General features: G+C 72.5%; 22 protein-coding genes. 9 read left to right on the top strand and 13 right to left on the bottom strand.

The window, feature by feature from the left end:
* Positions 1-25 precede the first annotated feature (25 nt).
* The 11 genes from aroH to ABD296_RS22605 all read right to left on the bottom strand — a co-directional run bounded on the left by aroH (position 26) and on the right by ABD296_RS22605 (position 10,724).
* Positions 26-388 carry a chorismate mutase gene (gene aroH, locus ABD296_RS22655; RefSeq protein ID WP_344270370.1) on the bottom strand — a complete coding sequence of 121 codons (363 nt, stop codon included), beginning with the start codon at positions 386-388 and terminating at the stop codon, positions 26-28.
* Positions 389-427: 39 nt separating this feature from the next.
* Positions 428-1,159, bottom strand: a complete 732-nt coding sequence (locus ABD296_RS22650; RefSeq protein WP_344270367.1) for a pseudouridine synthase — start codon at positions 1,157-1,159, stop codon at positions 428-430.
* Positions 1,156-1,836 (bottom strand): SMC-Scp complex subunit ScpB, encoded by a 681-nt coding sequence (scpB, locus tag ABD296_RS22645; protein WP_344270364.1) that lies wholly within the window; start codon positions 1,834-1,836, stop codon positions 1,156-1,158. The genes ABD296_RS22650 and scpB overlap by 4 nt, the downstream gene beginning before the upstream one ends.
* Positions 1,829-2,812: a segregation and condensation protein A gene (locus tag ABD296_RS22640; RefSeq protein ID WP_407061500.1), complete on the bottom strand. Its 984-nt coding sequence runs from the start codon at positions 2,810-2,812 to the stop codon at positions 1,829-1,831. The genes scpB and ABD296_RS22640 overlap by 8 nt, the downstream gene beginning before the upstream one ends.
* Before the next feature lie 82 nt (positions 2,813-2,894).
* Positions 2,895-3,659, bottom strand: coding sequence for a SecDF P1 head subdomain-containing protein (locus ABD296_RS22635; protein ID WP_344270360.1), 765 nt, complete (start codon positions 3,657-3,659; stop codon positions 2,895-2,897).
* Between the two features lie 50 nt (positions 3,660-3,709).
* A complete protein-coding gene (locus ABD296_RS22630; RefSeq protein ID WP_407061497.1) occupies positions 3,710-4,039 on the bottom strand; it encodes a hypothetical protein in 330 nt (109 codons plus the stop codon).
* Between the two features lie 134 nt (positions 4,040-4,173).
* The gene (locus tag ABD296_RS22625; RefSeq protein WP_344270427.1) at positions 4,174-5,040 is read right to left on the bottom strand and encodes a ParA family protein; all 867 of its coding nucleotides are present in this window, start codon (positions 5,038-5,040) and stop codon (positions 4,174-4,176) included.
* 196 nt (positions 5,041-5,236) lie between these two features.
* Entirely contained in the window at positions 5,237-6,151 is a 915-nt protein-coding gene (gene xerD, locus ABD296_RS22620) for a site-specific tyrosine recombinase XerD (RefSeq protein WP_344270424.1), read from the bottom strand.
* A gap of 401 nt (positions 6,152-6,552) precedes the next feature.
* A complete protein-coding gene (locus tag ABD296_RS22615) occupies positions 6,553-7,245 on the bottom strand; it encodes an NUDIX hydrolase (protein ID WP_344270355.1) in 693 nt (230 codons plus the stop codon).
* Positions 7,242-8,924 (bottom strand): CTP synthase, encoded by a 1,683-nt coding sequence (locus tag ABD296_RS22610; protein WP_344270352.1) that lies wholly within the window; start codon positions 8,922-8,924, stop codon positions 7,242-7,244. The genes ABD296_RS22615 and ABD296_RS22610 overlap by 4 nt, the downstream gene beginning before the upstream one ends.
* A gap of 183 nt (positions 8,925-9,107) precedes the next feature.
* Entirely contained in the window at positions 9,108-10,724 is a 1,617-nt protein-coding gene (locus tag ABD296_RS22605) for a hypothetical protein (RefSeq protein WP_344270350.1), read from the bottom strand.
* 505 nt (positions 10,725-11,229) lie between these two features.
* Between ABD296_RS22605 and pip the strand changes: the two genes are divergently transcribed.
* From pip to ehuA, 9 genes are all read left to right on the top strand, one after another.
* The gene (gene pip, locus ABD296_RS22600; RefSeq protein WP_344270347.1) at positions 11,230-12,198 is read left to right on the top strand and encodes a prolyl aminopeptidase; all 969 of its coding nucleotides are present in this window, start codon (positions 11,230-11,232) and stop codon (positions 12,196-12,198) included.
* Positions 12,199-12,780: 582 nt separating this feature from the next.
* The gene (gene ectA, locus ABD296_RS22595; RefSeq protein WP_344270344.1) at positions 12,781-13,329 is read left to right on the top strand and encodes a diaminobutyrate acetyltransferase; all 549 of its coding nucleotides are present in this window, start codon (positions 12,781-12,783) and stop codon (positions 13,327-13,329) included.
* 191 nt (positions 13,330-13,520) lie between these two features.
* A complete protein-coding gene (gene ectB / locus ABD296_RS22590) occupies positions 13,521-14,783 on the top strand; it encodes a diaminobutyrate--2-oxoglutarate transaminase (protein ID WP_344270341.1) in 1,263 nt (420 codons plus the stop codon).
* 56 nt (positions 14,784-14,839) lie between these two features.
* The gene (locus tag ABD296_RS22585) at positions 14,840-15,235 is read left to right on the top strand and encodes an ectoine synthase (RefSeq protein ID WP_344270339.1); all 396 of its coding nucleotides are present in this window, start codon (positions 14,840-14,842) and stop codon (positions 15,233-15,235) included.
* Positions 15,232-16,140, top strand: coding sequence for an ectoine hydroxylase (gene thpD, locus ABD296_RS22580; RefSeq protein ID WP_344270336.1), 909 nt, complete (start codon positions 15,232-15,234; stop codon positions 16,138-16,140). Before ABD296_RS22585 ends, thpD begins: the two co-directional genes overlap by 4 nt.
* Positions 16,141-16,257: 117 nt before the next feature.
* Positions 16,258-17,151, top strand: a complete 894-nt coding sequence (ehuB, locus tag ABD296_RS22575) for an ectoine/hydroxyectoine ABC transporter substrate-binding protein EhuB (RefSeq protein ID WP_344270333.1) — start codon at positions 16,258-16,260, stop codon at positions 17,149-17,151.
* A 3-nt stretch (positions 17,152-17,154) separates the two neighbouring features.
* Positions 17,155-17,871, top strand: coding sequence for an ectoine/hydroxyectoine ABC transporter permease subunit EhuC (gene ehuC, locus ABD296_RS22570; RefSeq protein WP_344270330.1), 717 nt, complete (start codon positions 17,155-17,157; stop codon positions 17,869-17,871).
* Positions 17,871-18,524, top strand: a complete 654-nt coding sequence (ehuD, locus tag ABD296_RS22565) for an ectoine/hydroxyectoine ABC transporter permease subunit EhuD (protein WP_344270327.1) — start codon at positions 17,871-17,873, stop codon at positions 18,522-18,524. Before ehuC ends, ehuD begins: the two co-directional genes overlap by 1 nt.
* Positions 18,511-19,404 carry an ectoine/hydroxyectoine ABC transporter ATP-binding protein EhuA gene (ehuA, locus tag ABD296_RS22560; RefSeq protein WP_344270324.1) on the top strand — a complete coding sequence of 298 codons (894 nt, stop codon included), beginning with the start codon at positions 18,511-18,513 and terminating at the stop codon, positions 19,402-19,404. The genes ehuD and ehuA overlap by 14 nt, the downstream gene beginning before the upstream one ends.
* 80 nt (positions 19,405-19,484) lie before the next feature.
* Here the strand turns inward: ehuA and ABD296_RS22555 are convergent, their stop codons facing one another.
* Together ABD296_RS22555 and ABD296_RS22550 are read right to left on the bottom strand one after the other, a co-directional pair.
* Complete coding sequence (locus ABD296_RS22555) at positions 19,485-20,129, bottom strand: TetR/AcrR family transcriptional regulator (RefSeq protein ID WP_344270321.1); 645 nt, start codon at positions 20,127-20,129, stop codon at positions 19,485-19,487.
* 63 nt (positions 20,130-20,192) lie between these two features.
* A complete protein-coding gene (locus tag ABD296_RS22550) occupies positions 20,193-20,846 on the bottom strand; it encodes an HD domain-containing protein (RefSeq protein WP_344270318.1) in 654 nt (217 codons plus the stop codon).
* Between the last annotated feature and the right edge of the window lie 40 nt (positions 20,847-20,886).

The raw sequence follows: 20,886 nt of genomic DNA, 5'->3' as shown, positions 1-20,886 counted from the left end.
CCCACTTACCGGGCGATGTCCGGGCTCACTGCGCGATGTCCAGCCTGAGCGCCTTCGCGCCGCGCAGGTAGACGTGCTGGACCTCCGAGCGCGGACGGTCCGTCGCGATGTGCGCCATCAGCCGGATCACCCGCGGCAGCGCGTGCGGCACCGCGATCTCGGCGGCGCACATCAGCGGCACCTCCTGGAAGCCGAGCTTGCGCGCGGCCAGCGCGGGGAACTCCGCGGTCAGGTCCGGCGTCGCCGTGAACAGGACGCTGATCACATCGTCGGTCGTCAGCCCGTTGCGGCTCATGACCTCGCTCACCAGCTCGGCCGTCGCCGCCAGGATCTCCTCCCGGTCGTCGGCGTCCACCTGCGTCGCCCCGCGGACCGCGCGTACCGCCACCTCGCACCCTCTCCGTGTCGTCCGAATCGCCGGCCCGGGCTACAGCCCGACCGCCTTGTACAGCTCGCCGATCTCCGGCACGGTCAGCGCCCGCATCCCGCCCGGCTTCAGCTGGCCGAGCTTGATCGGCCCGAACTCTATGCGGGCCAGCTGCTGCACCGGGAAGCCGACCTCCTTCAGCAGCCGCCGCACGATGTGCTTGCGCCCCTCGTGCAGGGTGATCTCCACCAGCACCCGCCTGCCGACCTGGTCGAACACCCGGAACTTGTCGGCCTTGGCGGGGCCGTCCTCCAGGGTCACCCCGGCGCGCAGCCGCTTGCCGAGGTCGCGCGGGATCGGCCCGTGGATCTCGGCGAGGTAGGTCTTGAACACCCCGTAGCTCGGGTGGGTGAGGCGGTGGGCGAGCTCCCCGTCGTTGGTGAGCAGGATCAGGCCCTCGGTGTCGGTGTCGAGCCGGCCGACGTGGAACAGCCGCTCCGGCACCTCGACGTAGTCCTCCAGGGACTTGCGGCCCCGCTCGTCCGACATCGTGCTGACCACGCCGCGCGGCTTGTTGACCATGTAGTACCGCATCTCGGCGCGGGTCTCGACGCGCTTGCCGTCCACATGGATGACCGCGCGCTCCGGATCGACCCGCTCGCCGAACCGGAACACCCGCTTGCCGTCGACGGTGACGCGGCCCTCGCCGATCAGCTCCTCGCAGTGGCGGCGGCTGCCGATCCCGGCCTCGGCCAGCACCTTCTGCAGCCGCACGCCCTCAGTCTCTGTCACGTTTCCTCAACTATGTCTTCTGGCAGGTCGTCGGGGAGGTAGGGGGCCAGCTCCGGCAGCTCGCCGAGGTCGCGCAGCCCCAGCCGCTCCAGGAAGTACCCGGTGGTGCGGTACAGGTGCGCGCCGGTCTCCGGTTCCTGGCCGGCGTTCTCGATCAGGCCGCGCAGGGTCAGCGTCCGGATCACGCCGTCGCTGTTGACGCCGCGGATCGCCGACACCCGCGCCCGGCTCACCGGCTGCCGGTAGGCGACGACGGCGAGGGTCTCCAGCGCGGCCTGCGTCAGCCGCGCCTGCTGGCCGTCGGTGACGAACCGCTCCACCACCGGGGCGCACACGTCCCGGGTGTAGAACCGCCAGCCGCCGGCGACCTCCCTGAGGTCGAACCCCCGGCCCTGCTCGGTGTATTCCGCGGCCAGCTCCCGGAGGGTCGCGGCGATCTCGCCGCGCGGCCGCTCCAGCAGCTGCGCCAGGGTGATCTCCGCGACCGGCTCGTCGACCACCAGCAGGAGCGCCTCGATCGAGGCGCGCAGCCCCGGCAGGCCCTCGGACACGTCTACGGGCGCGTCTTCGGGCGCGTCTTCGGGCGCGTCTTCGGGGCGGGCCGCGTGCCCGGCCTCGGGCGCCTCCTCGTCCGCGGGACGGTGCTCCGGCGTGCCCGGGCCCGGTCCGTCAGTCATCGTCTGCCTCGTCCTTCCCGTCCTTGTCGGCGGCGTCCGTGTCGACGGCGTCCATGTCGGCGGCGTCCATGTCGGCGGCGTCCATGTCGGCGGCGGCGGCGTCGGCGGCGGCCTGCTCGCGGGAGCCCTCGTAGTCGTCGCCGACCGCCACGTCGCCCTCGTCGCTGCCGGTCCAGGTGACGTGCAGCTCACCGAGCGGCTCCAGCTGCTCGAACGTGACGGACCGGTCCCGGTACAGCTCCAGCAGCGCCAGGAACCGCGCGACGACCTCGTAGGTGCCGGCGGCGTCGGACGCCAGGACCCGGAAGGTGGTCTTGCGGAGCCGCCGCAGCTTCTCGACGACGATCTCCGCCTGCTCCTTGACGCTCGCCTTCGGCTGGTACATGTGCTCGACCGACACCGAGGGCGGCGCCTTCGGGGCGAGCGCCTTGGCCGCGAGCCGGGCGAACTCCTCCGGGCCGAGGCCGAGCAGCACCTCCGGCAACAGGCCGGCGAACTTCGGCTCCATCGGCACCAGGCGCGGGAACCGCCGGCCCGCCTCGGCCATCCGTCCGGCGAGCACCTGCGCGACCTCCTTGTAGGCCCGGTACTGCAGCAGCCGGGCGAACAGCAGGTCGCGGGCCTCCAGCAGGGCCAGGTCCTCCTCGTCGTCGACCTCGCCGGACGGCAGCAGCCGCGCCGCCTTCAGGTCCAGCAGGGTCGCGGCGACCAGCAGGAAGTGGCTGGCCTGGTCGAGGGGCCACTCCTTGCCGTGGGAGCGGATGTGGGCGATGAAGTCGTCGGTGACCTTGTGCAGGGACACCTCGGTGATGTCCAGCTTGTGCTTGGAGATCAGCCCGAGCAGCAGGTCGAAGGGGCCGTCGAAGTTGTCGAGGTGGACGCGGAAGCCCTGCCCCTCGCCGCCCTCCGGCTCCGTCTCGTCCACGTCGCTCACGGTAGCGGAGGACGCCGCCCGCCCGGTGCTCCCCGGCCACATGCTCACCGGCCCCATCGTCCCATGCCCGGCGGGGTGCGGGCGCCCGGGCGGCGCGGCCGGCGGGCGGCGGGGCGCGCGGCCGTCAGGACGGGCGGCGCCCGGTGATCCGGGCGATCAGATCCTCGGCCCCGGAGCGGGTGAAGCGGCCGGAGATCTGCACCGAGCCGCCGGTGATGGGACCGCCGGTGACCGCCGGCGCGGACAGCACCCGCCCGCCGACGACCATCGCGATCCGGTTCGCCGGCGACCCGGGCGCCTGCCGCGCCGCCTGCCCGGACAGGTCCGCGAACGCGCGAGCGTCCGCCTCGGTCAGTTCCATCTGGATCGCCCACGACGTGGTTCCGCCGGCCGGCGGCACGGCCTTCATGTGCCGGACGAGGCGGACGGTCATGCCGCCCCCGGCGAGCCGGTAGCAGGACGTCCCGGACGCCTCGGGCAGCGTCCCGGCCGCGCACGGCGCCTGGGAGACCTCGGCGACCTGCTGGAGGACCATGGGCTGTCGCAGCGCGGCCGGCCCGCCGTCGTCCCCGTCGCCACCGTCGTCGCCGCGCGTCGCGAGGTAGGTCACGGCACCGGCGATCAGGAGGACGGCGACGAGGGCCGCGCCGCCGGCGAGAAGCAGGAGCGGCGCGCGGCGGGACCGCGTTTCGGGCGGCGCCTGCCCGCCGCTCCCTAGCAGCGGATAGGCCGCCGGCGGAGCACCCGGCGCGGGCCCATAGCCGGGCGGGGGCGCGAACGGAGGAGGAGGCGGGCCGTCGGAGGGCGGGGGCGCGTAGATGGGCGGCGGCGGCCGGAACGGCTCGGGCGGCTTCGGCGGCTCGGACGGGTCGTCGGGGGGCTGGCCCATGCGAATCCCTCGCTGCGGGGGTCAGGGGGTCAGGCGTCAGGGGGTGCGGGTCAGGAGGTGTCGCGCAGGCGGCGGACGAGGGTGCTGTGCTCGCCGAGCGCGTCGAAGTCGCCGATCATCGCCGCGACGGCCTCGCGGACGAGCCGGCCCCGGTCGACGGGCAGCGCGTGGTCGGCGCGCAGCCGCAGCCGCAGCTGCTCCAGCGCGAGCAGCTCGTCGGAGGAGATGTACACGGTGATCTTGGAGTCGTGGCGCTGCCGACCGGTGGGGCGGCCCGTCCCGCCCTGCGCGGCCGCCCGCGACGGGCCGCTGCCCGGCACCGCGCGTTCGGCCCCGGCGCGCTCCGCGACGGCGTGCTGCGGGACGCCGCGCTCGGCCACGGCGTGGTCCGGCCGAGCATGTTCCGACCGTGCGTGTTCCGGCAGGGCGCGGCCCGGCCCGGGAGTGCTCCCGGACGGGGCGGGGCCGGGCGGCGGCGCGGTGGGCCGGAAGATCTCATCGACACCGGGCAGCCTTACCCGACGTGAGCCCACCTTCCGAGCACCTCCCGCGCCAGACCCCGGTATGCGTTGGCGCCCATCGAGTTCGGGTCGAAGTACGTGATCGGCTCCCCGGCGACGGTCGCGTCAGGAAACCGTACCGTGCGGTTGATGACCGTGTGGAACACCTTGTCGCCGAAGGCCTCGACGATCCGGCCGAGGACCTCGCGGGTGTGCAGGGTCCGCGAGTCGTACATGGTGCCGAGCACGCCGTCGATGGCGAGGCCCGGGTTGATCCGGCCCTGCACCTTCTCGATGGTCTCCATCAGCAGCGCGACGCCGCGCATCGCGAAGTACTCGCACTCCAGCGGGATCAGCACGCCCTCGCTGGCGGCCAGCGCGTTCACGGTGAGCAGGCCGAGCGACGGCTGGCAGTCGATCAGGATGTAGTCGTAGTGCGGGACGGCCGACTTCAGCGCGCCCTGCAGGATGTACTCGCGGCCGACCTCGTGGACGAGCTGGACCTCGGCGCCGGACAGGTCGATGTTGCTCGGCAGCAGGTCCATGCCGTCGACGCCGGTCTCCAGGACGATGTCCTCCCACTCGGTGTCGCGTTCGAGCAGCAGGTTGTGGATCGTCATGTCGAGCTGGCGCGGGTCGCCCTTGCCGAGGCCGACCGACAGGGCGCCCTGCGGGTCGAAGTCGACGAGCAGCACCCGGCGGCCGTACTCGGCGAGCGCGGCGCCCAGGTTGATCGTCGTGGTGGTCTTGCCGACGCCGCCCTTCTGGTTGCAGACGGCGACGATGCGGGCCGGCCCGTGTTCGGCCAGCGGTTCCGGCTCCGGAAAGACGGGCACGGGTCGCTGAGTCGGGCCGAGGGCCCGCCTCGGATCGGTCTCTATGGTGGCGGAGGAGAGAACTCCATGCCCGCCGTTCCTGCTAGTCACCAGATCCCTCCCCGGCGGCCGGGAAATGCCGTCCAGAACGGGGACTCTAGGCCCCCGTCCCCCACGTCTCAAGCCGACGCGCGCCGAGTGTCGGGATTTGTCGCCGCGCCGCGGCCCTGCGTCCCCGTGTGCGCGGGACGGGCGCGGACGCTCAGCTCCGGGCGCGCGGGTGCGAGGTGGCGTAGACCTCGCGCAGCAGCTGGACCGTCACCAGAGTGTAGACCTGCGTGGTCGTCACGGAGGCGTGTCCGAGCAATTCCTGGACGACGCGGACGTCGGCGCCGCCGTCCAGCAGGTGGGTGGCGAACGAGTGCCGCAGCGTGTGCGGCGACACCTTCGTCAGCCGGGCCCGGTCGGCGGCGGCGCGCAGCACCATCCAGGCGCCCTGGCGCGACAGCCGCCCGCCGCGGGCGTTCAGGAACAGCGCCGGGCCGCCGCGTCCGGCGCCGGCGAGCTCGGGGCGGGCCCGGACGAGGTAGGCGTCGACGGCCCGCGCCGCGTAGTCGCCGATCGGGACGACCCGGGCCTTGCCCCCCTTGCCGGCGACGCGCGCGAACCCCTCGGCGAGGTCGAGGTCGTCGACGTCCAGGCCGACGGCCTCGGAGATCCGCGCGCCCGACCCGTACAGCAGCTCCAGCAGCGCGCGGTCGCGCAGCCCGCGGGCGGTGCCGGCGTCGTCGCCGGACGGTCCGGCGGCGGCCGCGAGCAGCCGCTCCACCTCCTCCAGCGTGATGGCCTTGGGCAGCCGGCGCGGCGGGGTCGGCGGCTTGACGTCGTGCGCGGGGTCGCCGGACGCCAGGCCCTCGCGCAGCGCGAACCGGTGCAGGCCGCGGACGGCGACGAGGGCGCGCGCGGCCGATCCCGCCGACAGCGGCGGGTGCTCCTCGTCGCCCTCGCGCAGCCCCATCAGGTACGCGCGGACGTCGTCCTCGGTGATGTCGGCGATGGAGGTGCGGCCCCGTCCGTCCTGGACCCGGACGTAGCGGCGCAGGTCGCGGCGGTAGGACGACAGGGTGTTGGCGGCCAGTCCGCGTTCGACGGCCAGGTGGCCCAGGTAGGTGCTCACCGCCGCCCCGAGCGCGGAGCCGGCGCCCGGGTCGAAGGTTGCATCCTGGCCCGGGTCCTGGGTGGCGGCGTCCTGAGCGGCGGCGTCCGGGGCGGGGGGCCGCGCGGCGGGCCGGCGGGTCGTGCTCGGGGACAGTTGCGGCACCTCTTCAGACGGTCTCTGCGGGCTTGGTCGGCTCGGTCGGGGCGGGCTCGAGGCGGGACGAGACGTGCCCATCATGCCCCCTCCCGCCGCGCCGCGCAGGCGTCATCGGCGCGGCCGTGTCGCATGTCGCGCCGGCACCGTCCCGGCGGGCCCGGCACGCGGCACGGGCCCACCCCGGCCCGGACACGGGAACGCCCCGCCGTCCCGGAGTACCGGGCGGCGGGGCGTTCCCGTGTCCGGGCGCGGCGGTCGCGGCGTCAGCCCTCGGGGGCGTCCACGGGACGCAGGTCGCGGTAGCCGCCGGCGCGCGCCGCGTGCACCGCGAGGATCCCCACGCAGGCGATCATGTTGTGCACGTCGCCGGCGAGGACCTTGCGGACGGCCTCGTCCAGCGGCACCCAGACGACCGGCATGTCGGCCTCCTCGTGCACCCGCTCGAAGTCGATCTCCTCGGCGGGCACCCGCGTCAGGTCGCGGGCGAGGAAGATCCGGCTGCGCTCGTTCGACATCCCGGACGAGGGGAACACGTCGGCGAGGGTGTCCCAGCGCGCGGCGCGGTACCCGGCCTCCTCCAGCAGCTCCCGCGCGGCGAGCTCGTGCAGCGGCTCGCCCTCGACGTCGCGCAGCCCGGCGGGCGTCTCCCACAGCAGCCGCTCGACGGGGTGCCGGTACTGGCGCAGCAGCAGCACGCGGTCGCGGTCGTCGAGGGCGAGGACGCCGACCGAGCCGAGGTGCTCGATGACGTCGCGGCCGACGACCTCGGTGCCGCCGCCGGGCCCGCTCGGCATCTCCACCCGGTCGCGGCGGACGTTGAAGACGTGCCCCTCGAACGCGGTCGACTCCTCGACGACGTTCCAGCGCTCCGGCCGGTCGCGGACGTCGTCCGGGCCTAGCTCGGGACCGGGCCGGCCCGGATCGAGCTCCGAGCCGGACTGCGGGCCGGCGCTCACGAGGCGTCCGCCGCGTCCGCCGCGCGGGTGCCGGCGTAGTCGATCGCCGCGGCGACCAGGCCGGTGAACAGCGGGTGCGGCCGGGTCGGCCGGGACCGGAACTCCGGGTGCGCCTGCGTGCCGACGAAGAACGGGTGGTTCTCGCGGGGCAGCTCGACGTACTCGACGAGACGGCCGTCCGGCGACAGCCCGGAGAACCGCAGCCCCGCATCCTCCAGCCGGCCGCGGTAGGCGTTGTTGACCTCGTAGCGGTGCCGGTGCCGCTCGGCGACCTTCGCCTCCCCGTACAGCTCCCTGACCACCGACCCCTCGGCGAGGTCCGCGGGGTAGAGGCCGAGCCGCATCGTGCCGCCCATGTCGCGCTCGCCGGCGACGACGTCGAGCTGGTCGGCCATGGTGGCGACCACCGGGTGGGCGGTGGTGGCGTCGAACTCGGCGCTGCCGGCGCCGGCGAGCCCGCCGAGCGTCCGCGCCGCCTCGATCACCATGCACTGCAGGCCGAGGCAGATGCCCAGCAGCGGGACGCGGTTCTCCCGCGCGTGCCGGACCGCGCCGAGCTTGCCCTCGATGCCGCGGACGCCGAACCCGCCGGGGATCAGCACGCCGTCCACGCCGTCCAGCTCCCGCCGGGCGCCCTCCGGGGTCTCGCAGTCGTCGCTCTTCACCCAGCGGATGTGCACCTTGGCGTCGTTGCCGAACCCGCCGTGCCGCAGCGCCTCGGTGACCGACAGGTAGGCGTCCGGCAGGTCGATGTACTTGCCGACCAGCGCGATCGTGACCTCGCGGGCGGGCCGGTGGACGCGGCGCAGCAGCCGGTCCCAGGCGCCCCAGTCCACGTCCCGGAACGGCAGCCCGAGCCGGCGCACCACGTAGGCGTCCAGGCCCTCGGCGTGCAGCACCTTCGGGATGTCGTAGATGGACGCGGCGTCCACCGCGGACACCACGGCCTCGCGGTCCACGTCGCACATCAGGCTGATCTTGTGCTTGAGGCCGTCGGTGATCGGCCGGTCCGAGCGGCACACGATCGCGTCGGGCTGGATGCCGATGGAGCGCAGCGCGGCGACCGAGTGCTGCGTCGGCTTGGTCTTCAGCTCCCCGGACGGGCCGATGTAGGGCAGCAGCGACACGTGCAGGAAGAAGCAGTTGTCGCGGCCGATCTCGTGCCGGATCTGCCGCACCGACTCCAGGAACGGCAGCGACTCGATGTCGCCGACGGTCCCGCCGACCTCGGTGATGACGATGTCGACGTCGGTGTCGTCCGCCATCCCGCGGATGCGGTCCTTGATCTCGTTGGTGATGTGCGGGATCACCTGCACGGTGTCGCCGAGGTACTCCCCGCGCCGCTCCTTGGCGATCACGTTGGAGTACACCTGGCCGGTGGTGACGTTCGCGGACCCGTGCAGCTCGGTGTCCAGGAACCGCTCGTAGTGGCCGATGTCCAGGTCGGTCTCGGCGCCGTCGTCGGTGACGAACACCTCACCGTGCTGGAACGGGTTCATGGTGCCGGGGTCGACGTTGAGGTAGGGGTCGAGCTTCTGCATGGTGACCCGCAGCCCGCGGAGGGTGAGAAGCCGGCCCAGGCTGGACGCCGTCAGTCCCTTGCCGAGGCTGGAGGCGACACCGCCGGTGACGAAGAGGTGCTTGGTAGGACGTGATCTACCAGTGGCTGCCGAAGGCAAGAAGGCGCTCCCGTGGTCGTTGCGAGGCGGCGTTCACCGAAGGGCTCGGTACCGCACTGTCCACGGGCCACCAGGATAACAGGCGCGTCCGGGTACACCGTCCAGCCCCGTGCCCCGCCCCCGCTGGTCAGAGGGTGTGGGGAGGGCGGCCGGCGTCCCCCGGCCCGCGGGCCGGGGGACGGGTCAGATCCGCGGCGTCGCCGCCGTGGGCATGATGGTGCGCAGCTGGCGGGTCAGCTCGTCGATCAGGGATCGGGCCTGGTCGGCGGCCTGCCGGGCGGCGTCGCGCTCCTGGGACAGCTCGGCGATCTGCGCGCGCTGCTCGGTGACCGCCTGGGCGAGCTGGTCGACCCACTGGTCGCGCTCGGCGAGCTTCTCGGCGACCGCGTCGCGCTCGGCGGCCATCTGCCGCATCCCGGCGACCGCCTTGTCGCGTTCCCGGCCGGCCTGGTCGGCGCGGCCCCGGGCCAGCGTCAGCTCCGACTCGGCGCGGGCCTGCGACTGCACCGCGGCCTCCCGGGTGCGGTCGGCGGCCTCGCGCGCCTTGGAGCTGGCGTCGCGTTCGCGTTCGGCCTTCTTGGCGGCCTCCAGCGACTGCGCGGCGGTGTCGAGGGCCTGCTGGCGCTCGGCCTCGGCGCCCTCGGCGCGGCCGAGGGCCTCCTGGGCGCGGCGCTCGGCGTCCTGCGCGCGGCGCTCCGAGTCCTGGGCGCGGCGCTCGTTCTCCTGCGCGCGGCGCTCGGACTCCTGGGCGCGGCGGCGGGTCTCGTCGGCCTCCTTGCCGGCGGCGACGACGGCGTGCTGCAGGTTCTGCGCGGTCATCTCGGCGTCGGTGAGCTTGGCGCGCACCGCCGACAGCTCGCTGTGCGCGGCCTCCAGCGCCCGCGACAGCTCGCCGGCCTGCTCGGACACCCGGTCGCGCTCGGCCTCGGCGGAGCGGCGGCCGCCGACGGCGTCCTCGACGGCGCGCAGCGCGTCGTCGCGGGCCTCGCTCATCGCGTCGCGCTGCTGGATGGCCTGCCGGACGGTCGCCTCGGCCTCGGCGACGCGGCGCTCGGCCTGCTCGGCCTGGGCCTGCGCCTGCTCCATCTGGGCGCGGGCCTGCTCGGCCTGCGCCCGCGCCTGGTCGGCCTGCACGCGGGCCTGCTCGGCCTGCCCGCGCGCCTGGTCGGCCTGGGCGCGGCCCTGCTGCGCCTGGTTCCAGGCGGCCGCGGCGTCGCGCTGCGCGGCCTCCTTCTCGTTCTGCAGGGCGGCGATCTGGGTGACGGCCTCGTTCTGCACCTCGCCGGCGCGCCGCTCGGCCTCGGCCGCCTTGCGCTCGGCGTCCACGGCGCGGCGGTCGGCCTGCTCGGCCTGGCCGCGGGCGCGCTGCACCTCGCCCCATGCGGCCGCGGCGTCGCGCTGCGCCGACTCCTTCTCCGCCTGGATGGCCGCCACCTGGGAGGCGGTCTCGTTCTGGGCCTCGGTGACGCGGCGCTCGGCGTCGACCGCGCGGCGGTCGGCCTGCTCGGCCTGCCCGCGGGCGCGCTGCACCTCGCCCCATGCGGCCGCGGCGTCGCGCTGCGCCGACTCCTTCTCCGCCTGGATGGCCGCCACCTGGGAGGCGGTCTCGGTCTGCGCCTCGGTGACCTTGCGCTCGCCGGCGGCGAGCGCGTCGCCGATGAGGTCGGCCATCTGGCGCAGCCGCTCGACGATGTCCCAGGGCTGGGCCTCGGGCTGCTCGACCTCGGGACGGCCGGCGTCCGCGCCGTGGCCGGCCTGCTCGGGCTTGGACATCTGGATCGGCTGCTGGGCGGCAGGCACGGGGACGTCGGACCCGCGGCCCGGGTCACGTCCCATCGCGGGCCAAGGAGAACCCGCGTCCGGGACTCCGCGCGAACCACCCGATCCGTTCAGCTCACTCACTGGTCTCCTCGCCTCGTGGCGCGGAGACAGCCGGGGGCGCCGGGACGCCCGCTCGGCTCGCTGCGTTCCTCACCTGACGGCTCGTCACTTCGCTCACACGTCTCCTCGCCGACGGCCCCGTCTCGGGGGCCGTGTCCGCGGGGGCTGTCATGGACATGGCGCTCGCGTCACTCCTCGCCCGAGGGCTCGTCGCTCCGCTCACTGAAGGCACTCTAGTGCCGACCAGCGGAGCGTTTGCCCAGTTTGGGGTTTAGTTTCGTGCTCCCTTCGCGGTGCCGGCAGGGGCCGCGGGCCTGGTCACGGCCGGTGCGGGGCCTCTGCCGCCCCCACCACGGTGCCACGGGTCACACCGCGCCGCGCGGCAAAGCGCGGAGCCGGTCGCCCGGTGGGATGATTCCGCACCATGGAGCTTCGCACCCTGTATCCGCCGATCGAGCCCTACGACTCCGGGCTGCTCGACGTCGGCGACGGCAACCGGATCCACTGGGAGGTCTGCGGGAACCCCGACGGCAGGCCGGCGGTGATGCTGCACGGCGGGCCGGGCGGCGGGTGCAGCCCGGCGCACCGCCGGCAGTTCGACCCGCAGCGGTACCGCATCGTGCTGTTCGACCAGCGCAACTGCGGCCGGAGCCTGCCGCACGCCAAGGACCCGGAGGTGTCGCTGGAGGCGAACACCACGTGGCATCTGGTGGCCGACATGGAGCGGCTGCGCGAGCATCTCGGCATCGAGCGGTGGCTGGTGTTCGGCGGCAGCTGGGGCAGCGCGCTGTCGCTGGCGTACGCGCAGAAGCATCCCGAGCGGGTGACCGGGCTCGTGCTGCGCGGCATCTTCACGCTGCGGCCGTTCGAGCTGTACTGGTTCTACCAGGAGGGCGCGTCGCTGCTGTTCCCCGATCTGTGGGAGAGGTACGTCGAGCCGATCCCCGAGGACGAGCGCGAGGACCTCATCTCCGCCTTCCACGAGCGCCTCAACTCCCCCGACCGGGACGTGCGGGTCGCGGCGGCGAAGGCGTGGGCGACCTGGGAGGGCTCGACGCTGACGCTGCGGCCGGACCCGGAGCTGGCGGCGGGGTTCGGCGACCCCGACTACGCGGTCGCGTTCGCCCGCATCGAGAACCACTACTTCATGAACGAGGGGTTCTTCGAGGACGAGCAGCTGATCGGTGACGTGGACAAGATCCGCCACATCCCCGCCGTGATCGTGCAGGGCCGCTACGACGTGTGCACGCCCGCCGCGACGGCGTGGGACCTGCACCGCGCGTGGCCGGAGGCGGAGTTCCACATCGTGGACGACGCGGGCCACGCCTACACCGAGCCGGGGATCCTGCACCGGCTCATCGAGGCGACCGACCACTTCGCCCAGTCCGGCTGAGCAGGATTACGGACGCGCCTCATCTCGTCCGCCGCCTGTCCGTAAAGGGGGTCGGGATTCCGCGTCCGCGCGGGGCCCGGCCCGCCGGAAAGTGAACACCGAACCGCCCCAATCCTTACCTGACCGCTAACCCTGTCTTACCGGGCGGCAAGGGTAGAGCCCCCTTGATGGTGAGGAACCGGGGGCTCTCAGGGGCCCGTGCCCGCGCCTTGGCCCCCATCCGCCCCACGGCGGCGCGCGAAGGCTCGACCTCCCGCGATGCGGGGTGACGCCGACCGCAGCCCTCCCGTTGTCACCGAATCCGAGTGACTTACCTCACACAACCGATACACAAAAACTCTCTGCACGCGGGCGCGGATCATTAAGGTGGCGTTCAGGAAGGCGCGCGGCGCCGCCGCCCGCGCAGTCGCCAGTACCTCCTGCGTATCGCGAGGAATGGCGTACCTCGGCCCGCGGAACGGCCGACCGAAAACCCCCCGGTTTTGGCAAGCGTATTGCCATACCCGATGCTCGCCGGGCTAAACATCCCGACGATAACATTACGGAACGATCACCCGGCGAGATTCGCTAAGTTGCCTGGACATGGCAGCGCAACCCCTGGAAACACCGACCCGACGCCCCGATCCGGACGAGACGACCGAGGACGTGCAACTCCAGGAGCCGAGCCTCACCGACGGCCCCGAACTGTGGCGGATCGCCCGCGACTCCAAGGTCCTGGACGTCAATTCCCCGTACAGCTACGCGCTCTGGTGCCGCGACTTCGCCGACACCTCCGTCGTGGCCCGCGACGCCGGCCGCGCCTGCGGCTTCGTCACCGGCTACGTCCGCCCGTCCCGCCCCGACACGTTCTTCGTGTGGCAGGTGGCCGTCGACGACGCGCACCGCGGCCGGGGCCTGGCCCGCCGGATGCTGGACCGCCTCGGCGACCGGCTGGCGGCCCGCGGCCACCGCTACCTGGAGGCGACCGTGACCCCGGACAACACCGCCTCGGCGGCGATGTTCGCCTCGTTCGCCCGGGCCCGCGGCTGCGAACTGACCCGCGAGCCGCTGTTCGAAGCCGAGCACTTCCCGGGCGGCGAGCACGAGCCCGAGGTGCTGTTCCGGATCGGACCGTTCGGCGGCGAGATCTGACCCGGTGGCCGGCGGAGCCGCCGCCGGCCGTCCCCGAGACCGCCCCCGAACCGCACGCGTCCGGCGGCGCCGGCCGTACCCCGGCCGGCTCCGAACCGCGACACCGGCTCTCCGCGACATCTCTGACACCGCATCACGATCTCTGACACCGCCCCGAACCGCTCCCACCCCCAACCTGCCGGAGGCAGATCATGGACGTTTTCGCCCGCATGGAATCGGAAGTCCGCGGCTACTGCCGGAGCTGGCCCGCGGTGTTCACCACCGCCCAGGGCGCCCACATCACCGATGAGGACGGCCGCACCTACCTCGATTTCTTCGCCGGCGCGGGAACCCTCAACTACGGGCACAACAACCCGCAGCTGAAACGCCGGCTGATGGACTACCTCGCCGGCGACGCCATTGTGCACAGCCTCGACATGTACACCACGGCCAAGCGGGACTTCCTGGAACGATTCAACGAGTACGTGCTGGAGCCGCGCGGGCTCGACTACAAGGTCCAGTTCCCCGGGCCGGCGGGCAACAACTCCGTCGAGGCGGCGCTGAAACTGGCGCGCAAGTACACCGGCCGGGAGACCGTCGTCAGCTTCACCAACGCCTTCCACGGAATGACGCTGGGCGCGCTCGCGGTCACCGGCAACTCGATGAAGCGCACCGGCGCCGGCGTGCCGCTCGGGCACGGCGTCGCGATGCCCTACGACAACTACCTCGACGGCCGCACCCCCGACTTCCTGCTGTTCGACACGATGCTGGACGACAGCGGCAGCGGCCTGGACAAGCCCGCCGCCGTGATCGTGGAGACGGTGCAGGGCGAGGGCGGCATCAACGTCGCCACCGCCGAGTGGCTGCGCGGCCTGCAGGAGCTGTGCCACCGGCACGACATCCTGCTCATCGTCGACGACGTGCAGATGGGCTGCGGCCGCACCGGCCCGTTCTTCAGCTTCGAGGAAGCCGGGATCACCCCCGACATCGTCTGCCTGTCCAAGTCCCTCAGCGGCTACGGGCTGCCGTTCGCGGTCACGCTGATGAAGCGCGAGCTGGACGTGTGGGAGCCGGGCGAGCACAACGGCACCTTCCGCGGGTTCAACCCCGCGTTCGTCACCGCCGTCGCCGCGCTGGAGGACTACTGGACCGGCGAGGGCATGGAGAAGCAGACCCTGAAGAAGGGCCAGCAGGTCCAGACGGCGCTGGAGGAGATCGCGCTCGCGCACGCCGGCGCGGTCGACTCCGTCCGCGGCCGCGGCCTGGCGTGGGGCCTGGTGATGAAGGACGCGGAGGCCGCGCCGAAGGTGTGCGCCGAGGCGTTCGCGCGCGGGCTGCTGATGGAGACCTCCGGGCCCGAGGGCGAGGTGGTGAAGCTGCTGCCGCCGCTCACCACCACCGAGGCCGAGCTGGCCCGCGGCCTGGAGATCATCGCGGACTCCCTCGAGGCCGTCCGCACGGCGGTGTCGGTCTGACCCCGGCCGCGGCCGGGCGCACCGCCGCCCAGTAACACACCGGAAAAGAGGAATTCATGATCGTTCGCTCCCTTGACGAGATCATCGGCACCGATCGCGACGTGCAGGCGCCGACCTGGTGCAGCCGCCGTTTCGTGCTGGCCAAGGAGGGCGTGGGGTTCTCGCTTCACGAGACGATCCTGTACGCGGGGACCGAGACCAGGATGTGGTACGCCCACCACATCGAGGCCGTCTACTGCATCGAGGGCGAGGGCGAGCTCACCAACGAGGAGACGGGCGAGAAGCACGAGATCAAGCCCGGCGTGATGTACCTGCTCAACGGCCACGAGCACCACACCCTGCGCGCCCACACGGACGTGAAGACCGTGTGCGTTTTCAACCCGCCGTGCACCGGCCGGGAGGTCCATGACGAGAACGGGGTCTATCCGCTGCTCACCGAGGAGGACGCATGAGCATCATCGAGTCCCATCCGTCGATCGACGACGCCTACCCCACCCGCAAGTCCGCCGAGGCGGCACTGCTGTACCGGCAGGACCCGGTCGTGTACGGCGGCCCCGGCGACGGACCCGTCGACGCCGCCACCCTCGACTCCTTCGACCGCGACGGCTTCCTGTCCGTCGAGCAGCTGCTCGCGCCGGAGGAGGTCGAGGACTACCGTGCCGAGCTGCGCCGGATGGCCTCCGACCCGCAGATCCTGGCCGACGAGCGCACGGTCACCGAGCGCGGCTCGGACGAGGTCCGGTCCATCTTCGAGGTGCACAGGATCAGCGAGGTGTTCGGGCAGCTCGTCCGCGACCCGCGGGTGGTCGGCCGGGCCCGGCAGCTGCTCGGCTCCGACGTGTACGTGCACCAGAGCCGGGTCAACTACAAGCCGGGCTTCACCGGCAAGGACTTCTACTGGCACTCCGACTTCGAGACCTGGCACGCCGAGGACGGCATGCCGAGGATGCGCGCGGTGAGCATTTCCATCGCGCTGACGGAGAATTTCGTGCACAATGGCGGGCTAATGATCATGCCTGGCTCGCACAAGACGTTCGTGGCCTGTGTCGGGGAGACCCCGGCCGACCACTACAAGGAGTCGCTGCGCGGGCAGGAGGTCGGCACCCCCGACCCGAACAGCCTGTCCATCCTGGCCGACAAGCACGGGATCGAGCTGTTCACCGGGCCCGCGGGCTCGGCCACCATGTTCGACTGCAACTGCATGCACGGCTCGAACGGGAACATCACCCCGTTCCCCCGCTCCAACGTGTTCATCGTGTTCAACAGCGTGGAGAACACCTGCGTCGAGCCGTTCTCGGCTCCGGCCCCGCGCCCGCCGTTCATCGGGGCGCGCGACTTCACCCCCATCCGCGACTGACCGCGCGTCACATTTCCCGCTCCCAACTGGATATCCCCAACGACAGGTCCCGCGCCCGCGGGGGGCTCCACGGCCCCCCGCGGGCGCGGGCCACCCCCATCCTGCAGGAGTTCAACGATGACTTCCTCGAGACGAGACTTCCTCCGCACCGCCGTTCTGCTGTCCGCCGCGGTCCCGCTGGCCGCGGCGGGCTGCTCCACGACGGATCCGGACAAGGAGGCCTCCGGCGGCGGCACCCTCGACAAGGCCAAGAAGGCCGGCAAGATCACCGTCGGGTTCGCGAACGAGGCCCCCTACGGCTACACCGACAAGGACGGCAAGCTCACCGGTGAGGCGCCGGAGCTGGCCCGCGCCATCTTCAAGAAGCTCGGCATCGACAAGGTCGAGGGCGTCCAGGTCGACTTCGGCGGCCTGATCGGCGGGCTCAACGCCAAGCGGTTCGACGCGATCGCCGCCGGCATGTTCATCACCCCCGAGCGGTGCGCGTCCGCGGCGTTCGCCAACCCCGAGTACGTCGCCAAGAGCGCGTTCATGGTGCCGAAGGGCAACCCGAAGAACCTGAAGAACCAGAACGACCCGGCCAAGGCGGGCGTGACGGTCGGCGTGCTGACCGGCGCCGTCGAGCAGGGCTACGCCGAGAAGAGCGGCGTCGGCAAGGGCAAGATCAAGACGTTCGCCGACCAGGCGAGCGCCTACGAGGGCCTGAAGTCCGGGCGCATCGACTGCATCTGGCTGACCCGCATCTCGCTGGCCGACCTGCTGTCCAAGCACCAGGACGGCAAGTACGAGGTGACGGACGCGTTCACGCCCGTCATCGGCGGCAAGGAGCAGCTCGGCGCCGGCGCGTTCGTGTTCCGCAAGGCCGACACGGACCTGCTGAACGGCTGGAACACCCAGCTCGCCGCTCTGGAGAAGGGCAACCAGCTGCTGCCGATCCTGCAGCCGTTCGGGTTCACCCAGGCGGAGATGCCGACCCCGGCCGACACCGCCGCCAAGTTCTGCCAGGGCTGATCGGTGTCACAGGTCCTCGACAGCTATCACCAGTGGCTGGAGGGCGCGTGGCTGACCTTCCGGCTCACCGTCTTCGGCGGCGCGGTCGCGCTGGTGCTCGCCCTCGTCTTCGGCCTGGCGGGCACCGCGCGCAGCCCCTGGGTGCGCGTGCTGAACCGGGTGTACGTGGAGTTCTTCCGCGGCACCGCCACGCTGGTCCTGCTCTACTGGTTCTTCTACGCGCTGCCGCTCGTCGGCCTCCGCTTCACCACGCTGTTCGCGGCCGTGCTCGCGCTCGGCATGAACGTCGGCGCGTACGGCGCCGAGGTGGTGCGCGGCTCGGTCAACGCCGTGCCGAAGGCGCAGTTCGAGGCGACGGTCGCGCTGAACTTCACTCCGTTCCAGCGGATGCGGCGGGTCCTGCTGCCGCAGGCGTTCGCGCTGATGCTGCCGCCGTTCGGCAACCTGCTCATCGAGCTGATGAAGGGCACCGCCATCGTCTCGCTCGTCGGCCTCGTCGACATCACGCACGTGTCCAAGAACGTGCAGGGCAGCACCGGGCAGACCATCTGGTCCTTCACGGTCGCGCTGGTGCTGTACTTCGTGATCGCGCAGGTCCTGCAGCTGTTCGTCCGCTACGCCGAACGGCGGGTGGACCGGATGCTCGGGCGCCGTCCCTCCCGTGAGCCCAAGCTCGGGACGGTCGCGGCGGGCGCCCCCGGGGCGGGGGTGGCCGGCTGATGGACTGGGACTGGAACTACACCGGCGACATCATCCCCGACCTGCTGGACGGGCTGCGCTACACCGTCACCGCGACGCTGGCCGGCTATGTGATCGCGGTGGTCCTCGGCCTGGTGTGGGCGATGCTGCGCCGCACCCCGAACGTCGTCATCAGCCAGACGGTGCGGTGGGTCACCGAGTTCATCCGCTCGACGCCGCTGATCCCGCAGCTGTACTTCGTCTACTACGTGCTGCCGTCGTGGGGCTTGACCATCGGGTCGCTCACCGCGGGGATCATCACCCTCGGGCTGCACTACTCGACCTACACCGCCGAGGTGTACCGGGCGGGGATCTCCGACATCCCGCGCGGGCAGTGGGAGGCGTGCACCGCGCTGAACCTGCCGCGCTCGCGGGTGTGGCTGGACGTGATCCTCCCGCAGGCGATCCGCCGGGTGATCCCGACGCTGGGCAACTACCTGATCGCGATGTTCAAGGACTCGCCGCTGCTGCTGGCGATCAACGTGACCGAGCTGCTGCTGTCGGCGTACCAGGTGGGCTCGCGGAGCCTGCGGTTCCTGGAGCCGATCACGCTGGTGGGTCTGCTGTTCATCATCGTCAGCGTCATATCCTCGATTCTCGTCCGCCGCCTGGAGAGGCGTTATGCCACCAACTGACACCGCACCGGAAGCCCCGACGCCCGAGGAGTCCAAAGGCGTTTCCACCGAGAAGGAGGGGGCCCGGAAGAAGGACGGCGACGGCGCGGCGGCCGCGCTGCCGCACGGCGACGCGCCCGGCATCCGCTTCGAGAAGGTCGTCAAGCGGTTCGGCTCCAACGTCGTGCTGCGCGAGCTGGACTTCGCCGTGGAGCCCGGTGAGCGGGTGACGCTGATCGGGCCGAGCGGGTCGGGCAAGACCACGATCCTGCGGCTGCTGATGACGCTGGAGAAGCTCGACGACGGGCTGATCTGGATCGGCGACGACACGCTCTGGCACATGGACAAGGGCGGCCGCCGCGTCCCGGCGAACCAGAAGCACCTGCACGAGATGCGCAAGCAGGTCGGCATGGTGTTCCAGCAGTTCAACCTGTTCCCCAACATGAACGTGCTGCGCAACCTCACCGAGGGGCCGGTGCGCGTGCTGGGGGCGTCCAAGGACGAGGCGGTCGAGCGCGCCCGCGGCCTGCTGGACCTGGTCGGGCTCTCCGACAAGGAGAACGCGCACCCCTCGCAGCTGTCCGGCGGGCAGCAGCAGCGGGTCGCGATCGCGCGGGCCCTCGCCATGCAGCCGAAGGTGCTGCTGCTGGACGAGGTGACCTCCGCGCTCGACCCCGAGCTGGTCGTCGGCGTGCAGGACCTGCTGCGCGACATCGCCCGCGAGAGCGATCTGACGATGCTGTGCGTCACGCACGAGATGGGCTTCGCCAAGGACATCTCCAACCGGGTGCTGATGTTCGACCAGGGCCAGATCGTCGAGGAGGGCCCGCCGGAGCAGATCTTCGGCGAGCCGTCCGAGCAGCGCACCCGGGACTTCCTGCAGGCGGTGCTGGCCTCGTGAGGCCGGCCCGCTCGGCCTAGGTCGCGTCCCGTCCGACATCGCCCGCGTCCCCGTCGCCCCGGGGACGCGGGCGATCCGCGTCAGGGCCCCGCGGGCGGCCGCCTCGTGATCATCGGGGCGAGGTGGCGGCGGGCGTAGCTCCGGGCGCGCTCGTCGTCGTCCAGCGGGACGCGGCCGTCCGGCGCGAGCACGAACGACAGCACGATGCGGATCAGCGTCTCGGCGGTGACGTCGGCGTCCTCGGCGACGTCCGGGGCGACGCCGTCCGCGCCGCGCAGCACCCCGGCCAGGAACGTCCGCGCCGCCGCCAGGAACGGGCCGCTGTCGACGGTCAGGAACGGCAGCAGCGCGTCCGGCTCGGTCGCCATCAGCCGCTGGAACAGCCCGTGCCCCCGGGCGTGCCGCAGCGTCACCACGAACCCCTCCGCGACCCGGTCGGCGACGTCCGGCAGGCCGTCCACGGCGGCGGTGAACACCTCCAGGAAGCGCCGCACCTCCCGCAGCAGCACCGCCTCGACCAGCGCGTTCTTGGCGGCGAAGTGGCGGTAGACGGTGATGCGCGCGACGCCGGCGCGGCGCGCGACGTCCTCCATGGAGGTGCGGCGCAACCCGAACTCGGCGAACTGCGCCAGCGCGGCGTCCAGGATGCGCGCGCTGGTGGCGTCCGCGTCATGGTCGTGCGCGAGGACGCGGGCGAGCATGTTCTCGGGAGGAACGGCGGCCATCGCCGCCAGCGTAGCCGCGTCGTCTCCGGGTGATCCGGGCCCGGGCGCTCGGTCTTGCGGGCTTCAGGCGATGCCGGGCCAGGCTGCTTCTGTGAGGTCCGTCCAGCGGGGTTCGGGGATGGCGGTGCCGGACTGGCGGGCCAGTTCGTACGGGAGCGAGCCCAGCGGGGCCTTGGCGGGATTCGCGGCGATCTGGCCGACGATGATCTCGGCGAGGCCGCAGCCCGGTTCGAGCCGGGGGAACGCGGCGTGCGCGCGCTCGGCGACGCCGCCGGGGAGCCGCGCCGTGCCCAGGCCGGCGATGTCGGCGCTGGTCCCGGCGTGGGTGAGGGCGATCTCCGGGCGCATGCGGTGGGCGATGCCCCGGCTGCTGTGCAGGGCGATGGCCTCCCAGACGACGCGGACCCGGCCGGCGTCGAGCCCGTTCCCGGTGAGGAAGTCGGCGGCGACGTCGGCGCCGTCCACCTCGAAGCGCTGGCCGCCGTTGCCCCGCTCGGTCAGCCCGAGGTCGTGCAGGACGCTCGCCAGGAACAGCGCCTCGTCGTCGTAGTCGGCGCCGGGACGCAGGCCCTTCGCCTCTCCGATGGCGCGGCCGAACAGGTAGGTGCGGACGCTGTGGTGGGCGAGCGCCGCCGTCCCGGTGGCGAACACCAGGTCGTACGCCTTGCGGGTCAGGTCGGTGTCGGGCAGCGCGAACTCGGCGAAACGGTCGGACACGAAGGCTCCTTGGACGTGGTGCTCGGGAACGCCACCGATC

The sequence above is a fragment of the Actinomadura napierensis genome (genome assembly GCF_039529375.1).
GTDB classification, from domain to species: Bacteria; Actinomycetota; Actinomycetes; order Streptosporangiales; family Streptosporangiaceae; genus Spirillospora; species Spirillospora napierensis.
This window is presented reverse-complemented; position numbering and strand designations above follow the sequence as displayed.

Coding starts and splice junctions, on each gene's coding strand:
- scpB (WP_344270364.1), bottom strand. CDS start 1,836: ATGACTGACGGACCGGGCCCGGGCACGCCGGAGCACCGTCCCGCGGAC.
- ABD296_RS22640 (WP_407061500.1), bottom strand. CDS start 2,812: ATGTGGCCGGGGAGCACCGGGCGGGCGGCGTCCTCCGCTACCGTGAGC.
- ABD296_RS22635 (WP_344270360.1), bottom strand. CDS start 3,659: ATGGGCCAGCCCCCCGACGACCCGTCCGAGCCGCCGAAGCCGCCCGAG.
- pip (WP_344270347.1), top strand. CDS start 11,230: ATGGAGCTTCGCACCCTGTATCCGCCGATCGAGCCCTACGACTCCGGG.
- ectA (WP_344270344.1), top strand. CDS start 12,781: ATGGCAGCGCAACCCCTGGAAACACCGACCCGACGCCCCGATCCGGAC.
- ectB (WP_344270341.1), top strand. CDS start 13,521: ATGGACGTTTTCGCCCGCATGGAATCGGAAGTCCGCGGCTACTGCCGG.
- ABD296_RS22585 (WP_344270339.1), top strand. CDS start 14,840: ATGATCGTTCGCTCCCTTGACGAGATCATCGGCACCGATCGCGACGTG.
- thpD (WP_344270336.1), top strand. CDS start 15,232: ATGAGCATCATCGAGTCCCATCCGTCGATCGACGACGCCTACCCCACC.
- ehuB (WP_344270333.1), top strand. CDS start 16,258: ATGACTTCCTCGAGACGAGACTTCCTCCGCACCGCCGTTCTGCTGTCC.
- ehuD (WP_344270327.1), top strand. CDS start 17,871: ATGGACTGGGACTGGAACTACACCGGCGACATCATCCCCGACCTGCTG.
- ehuA (WP_344270324.1), top strand. CDS start 18,511: ATGCCACCAACTGACACCGCACCGGAAGCCCCGACGCCCGAGGAGTCC.
- ABD296_RS22555 (WP_344270321.1), bottom strand. CDS start 20,129: ATGGCCGCCGTTCCTCCCGAGAACATGCTCGCCCGCGTCCTCGCGCAC.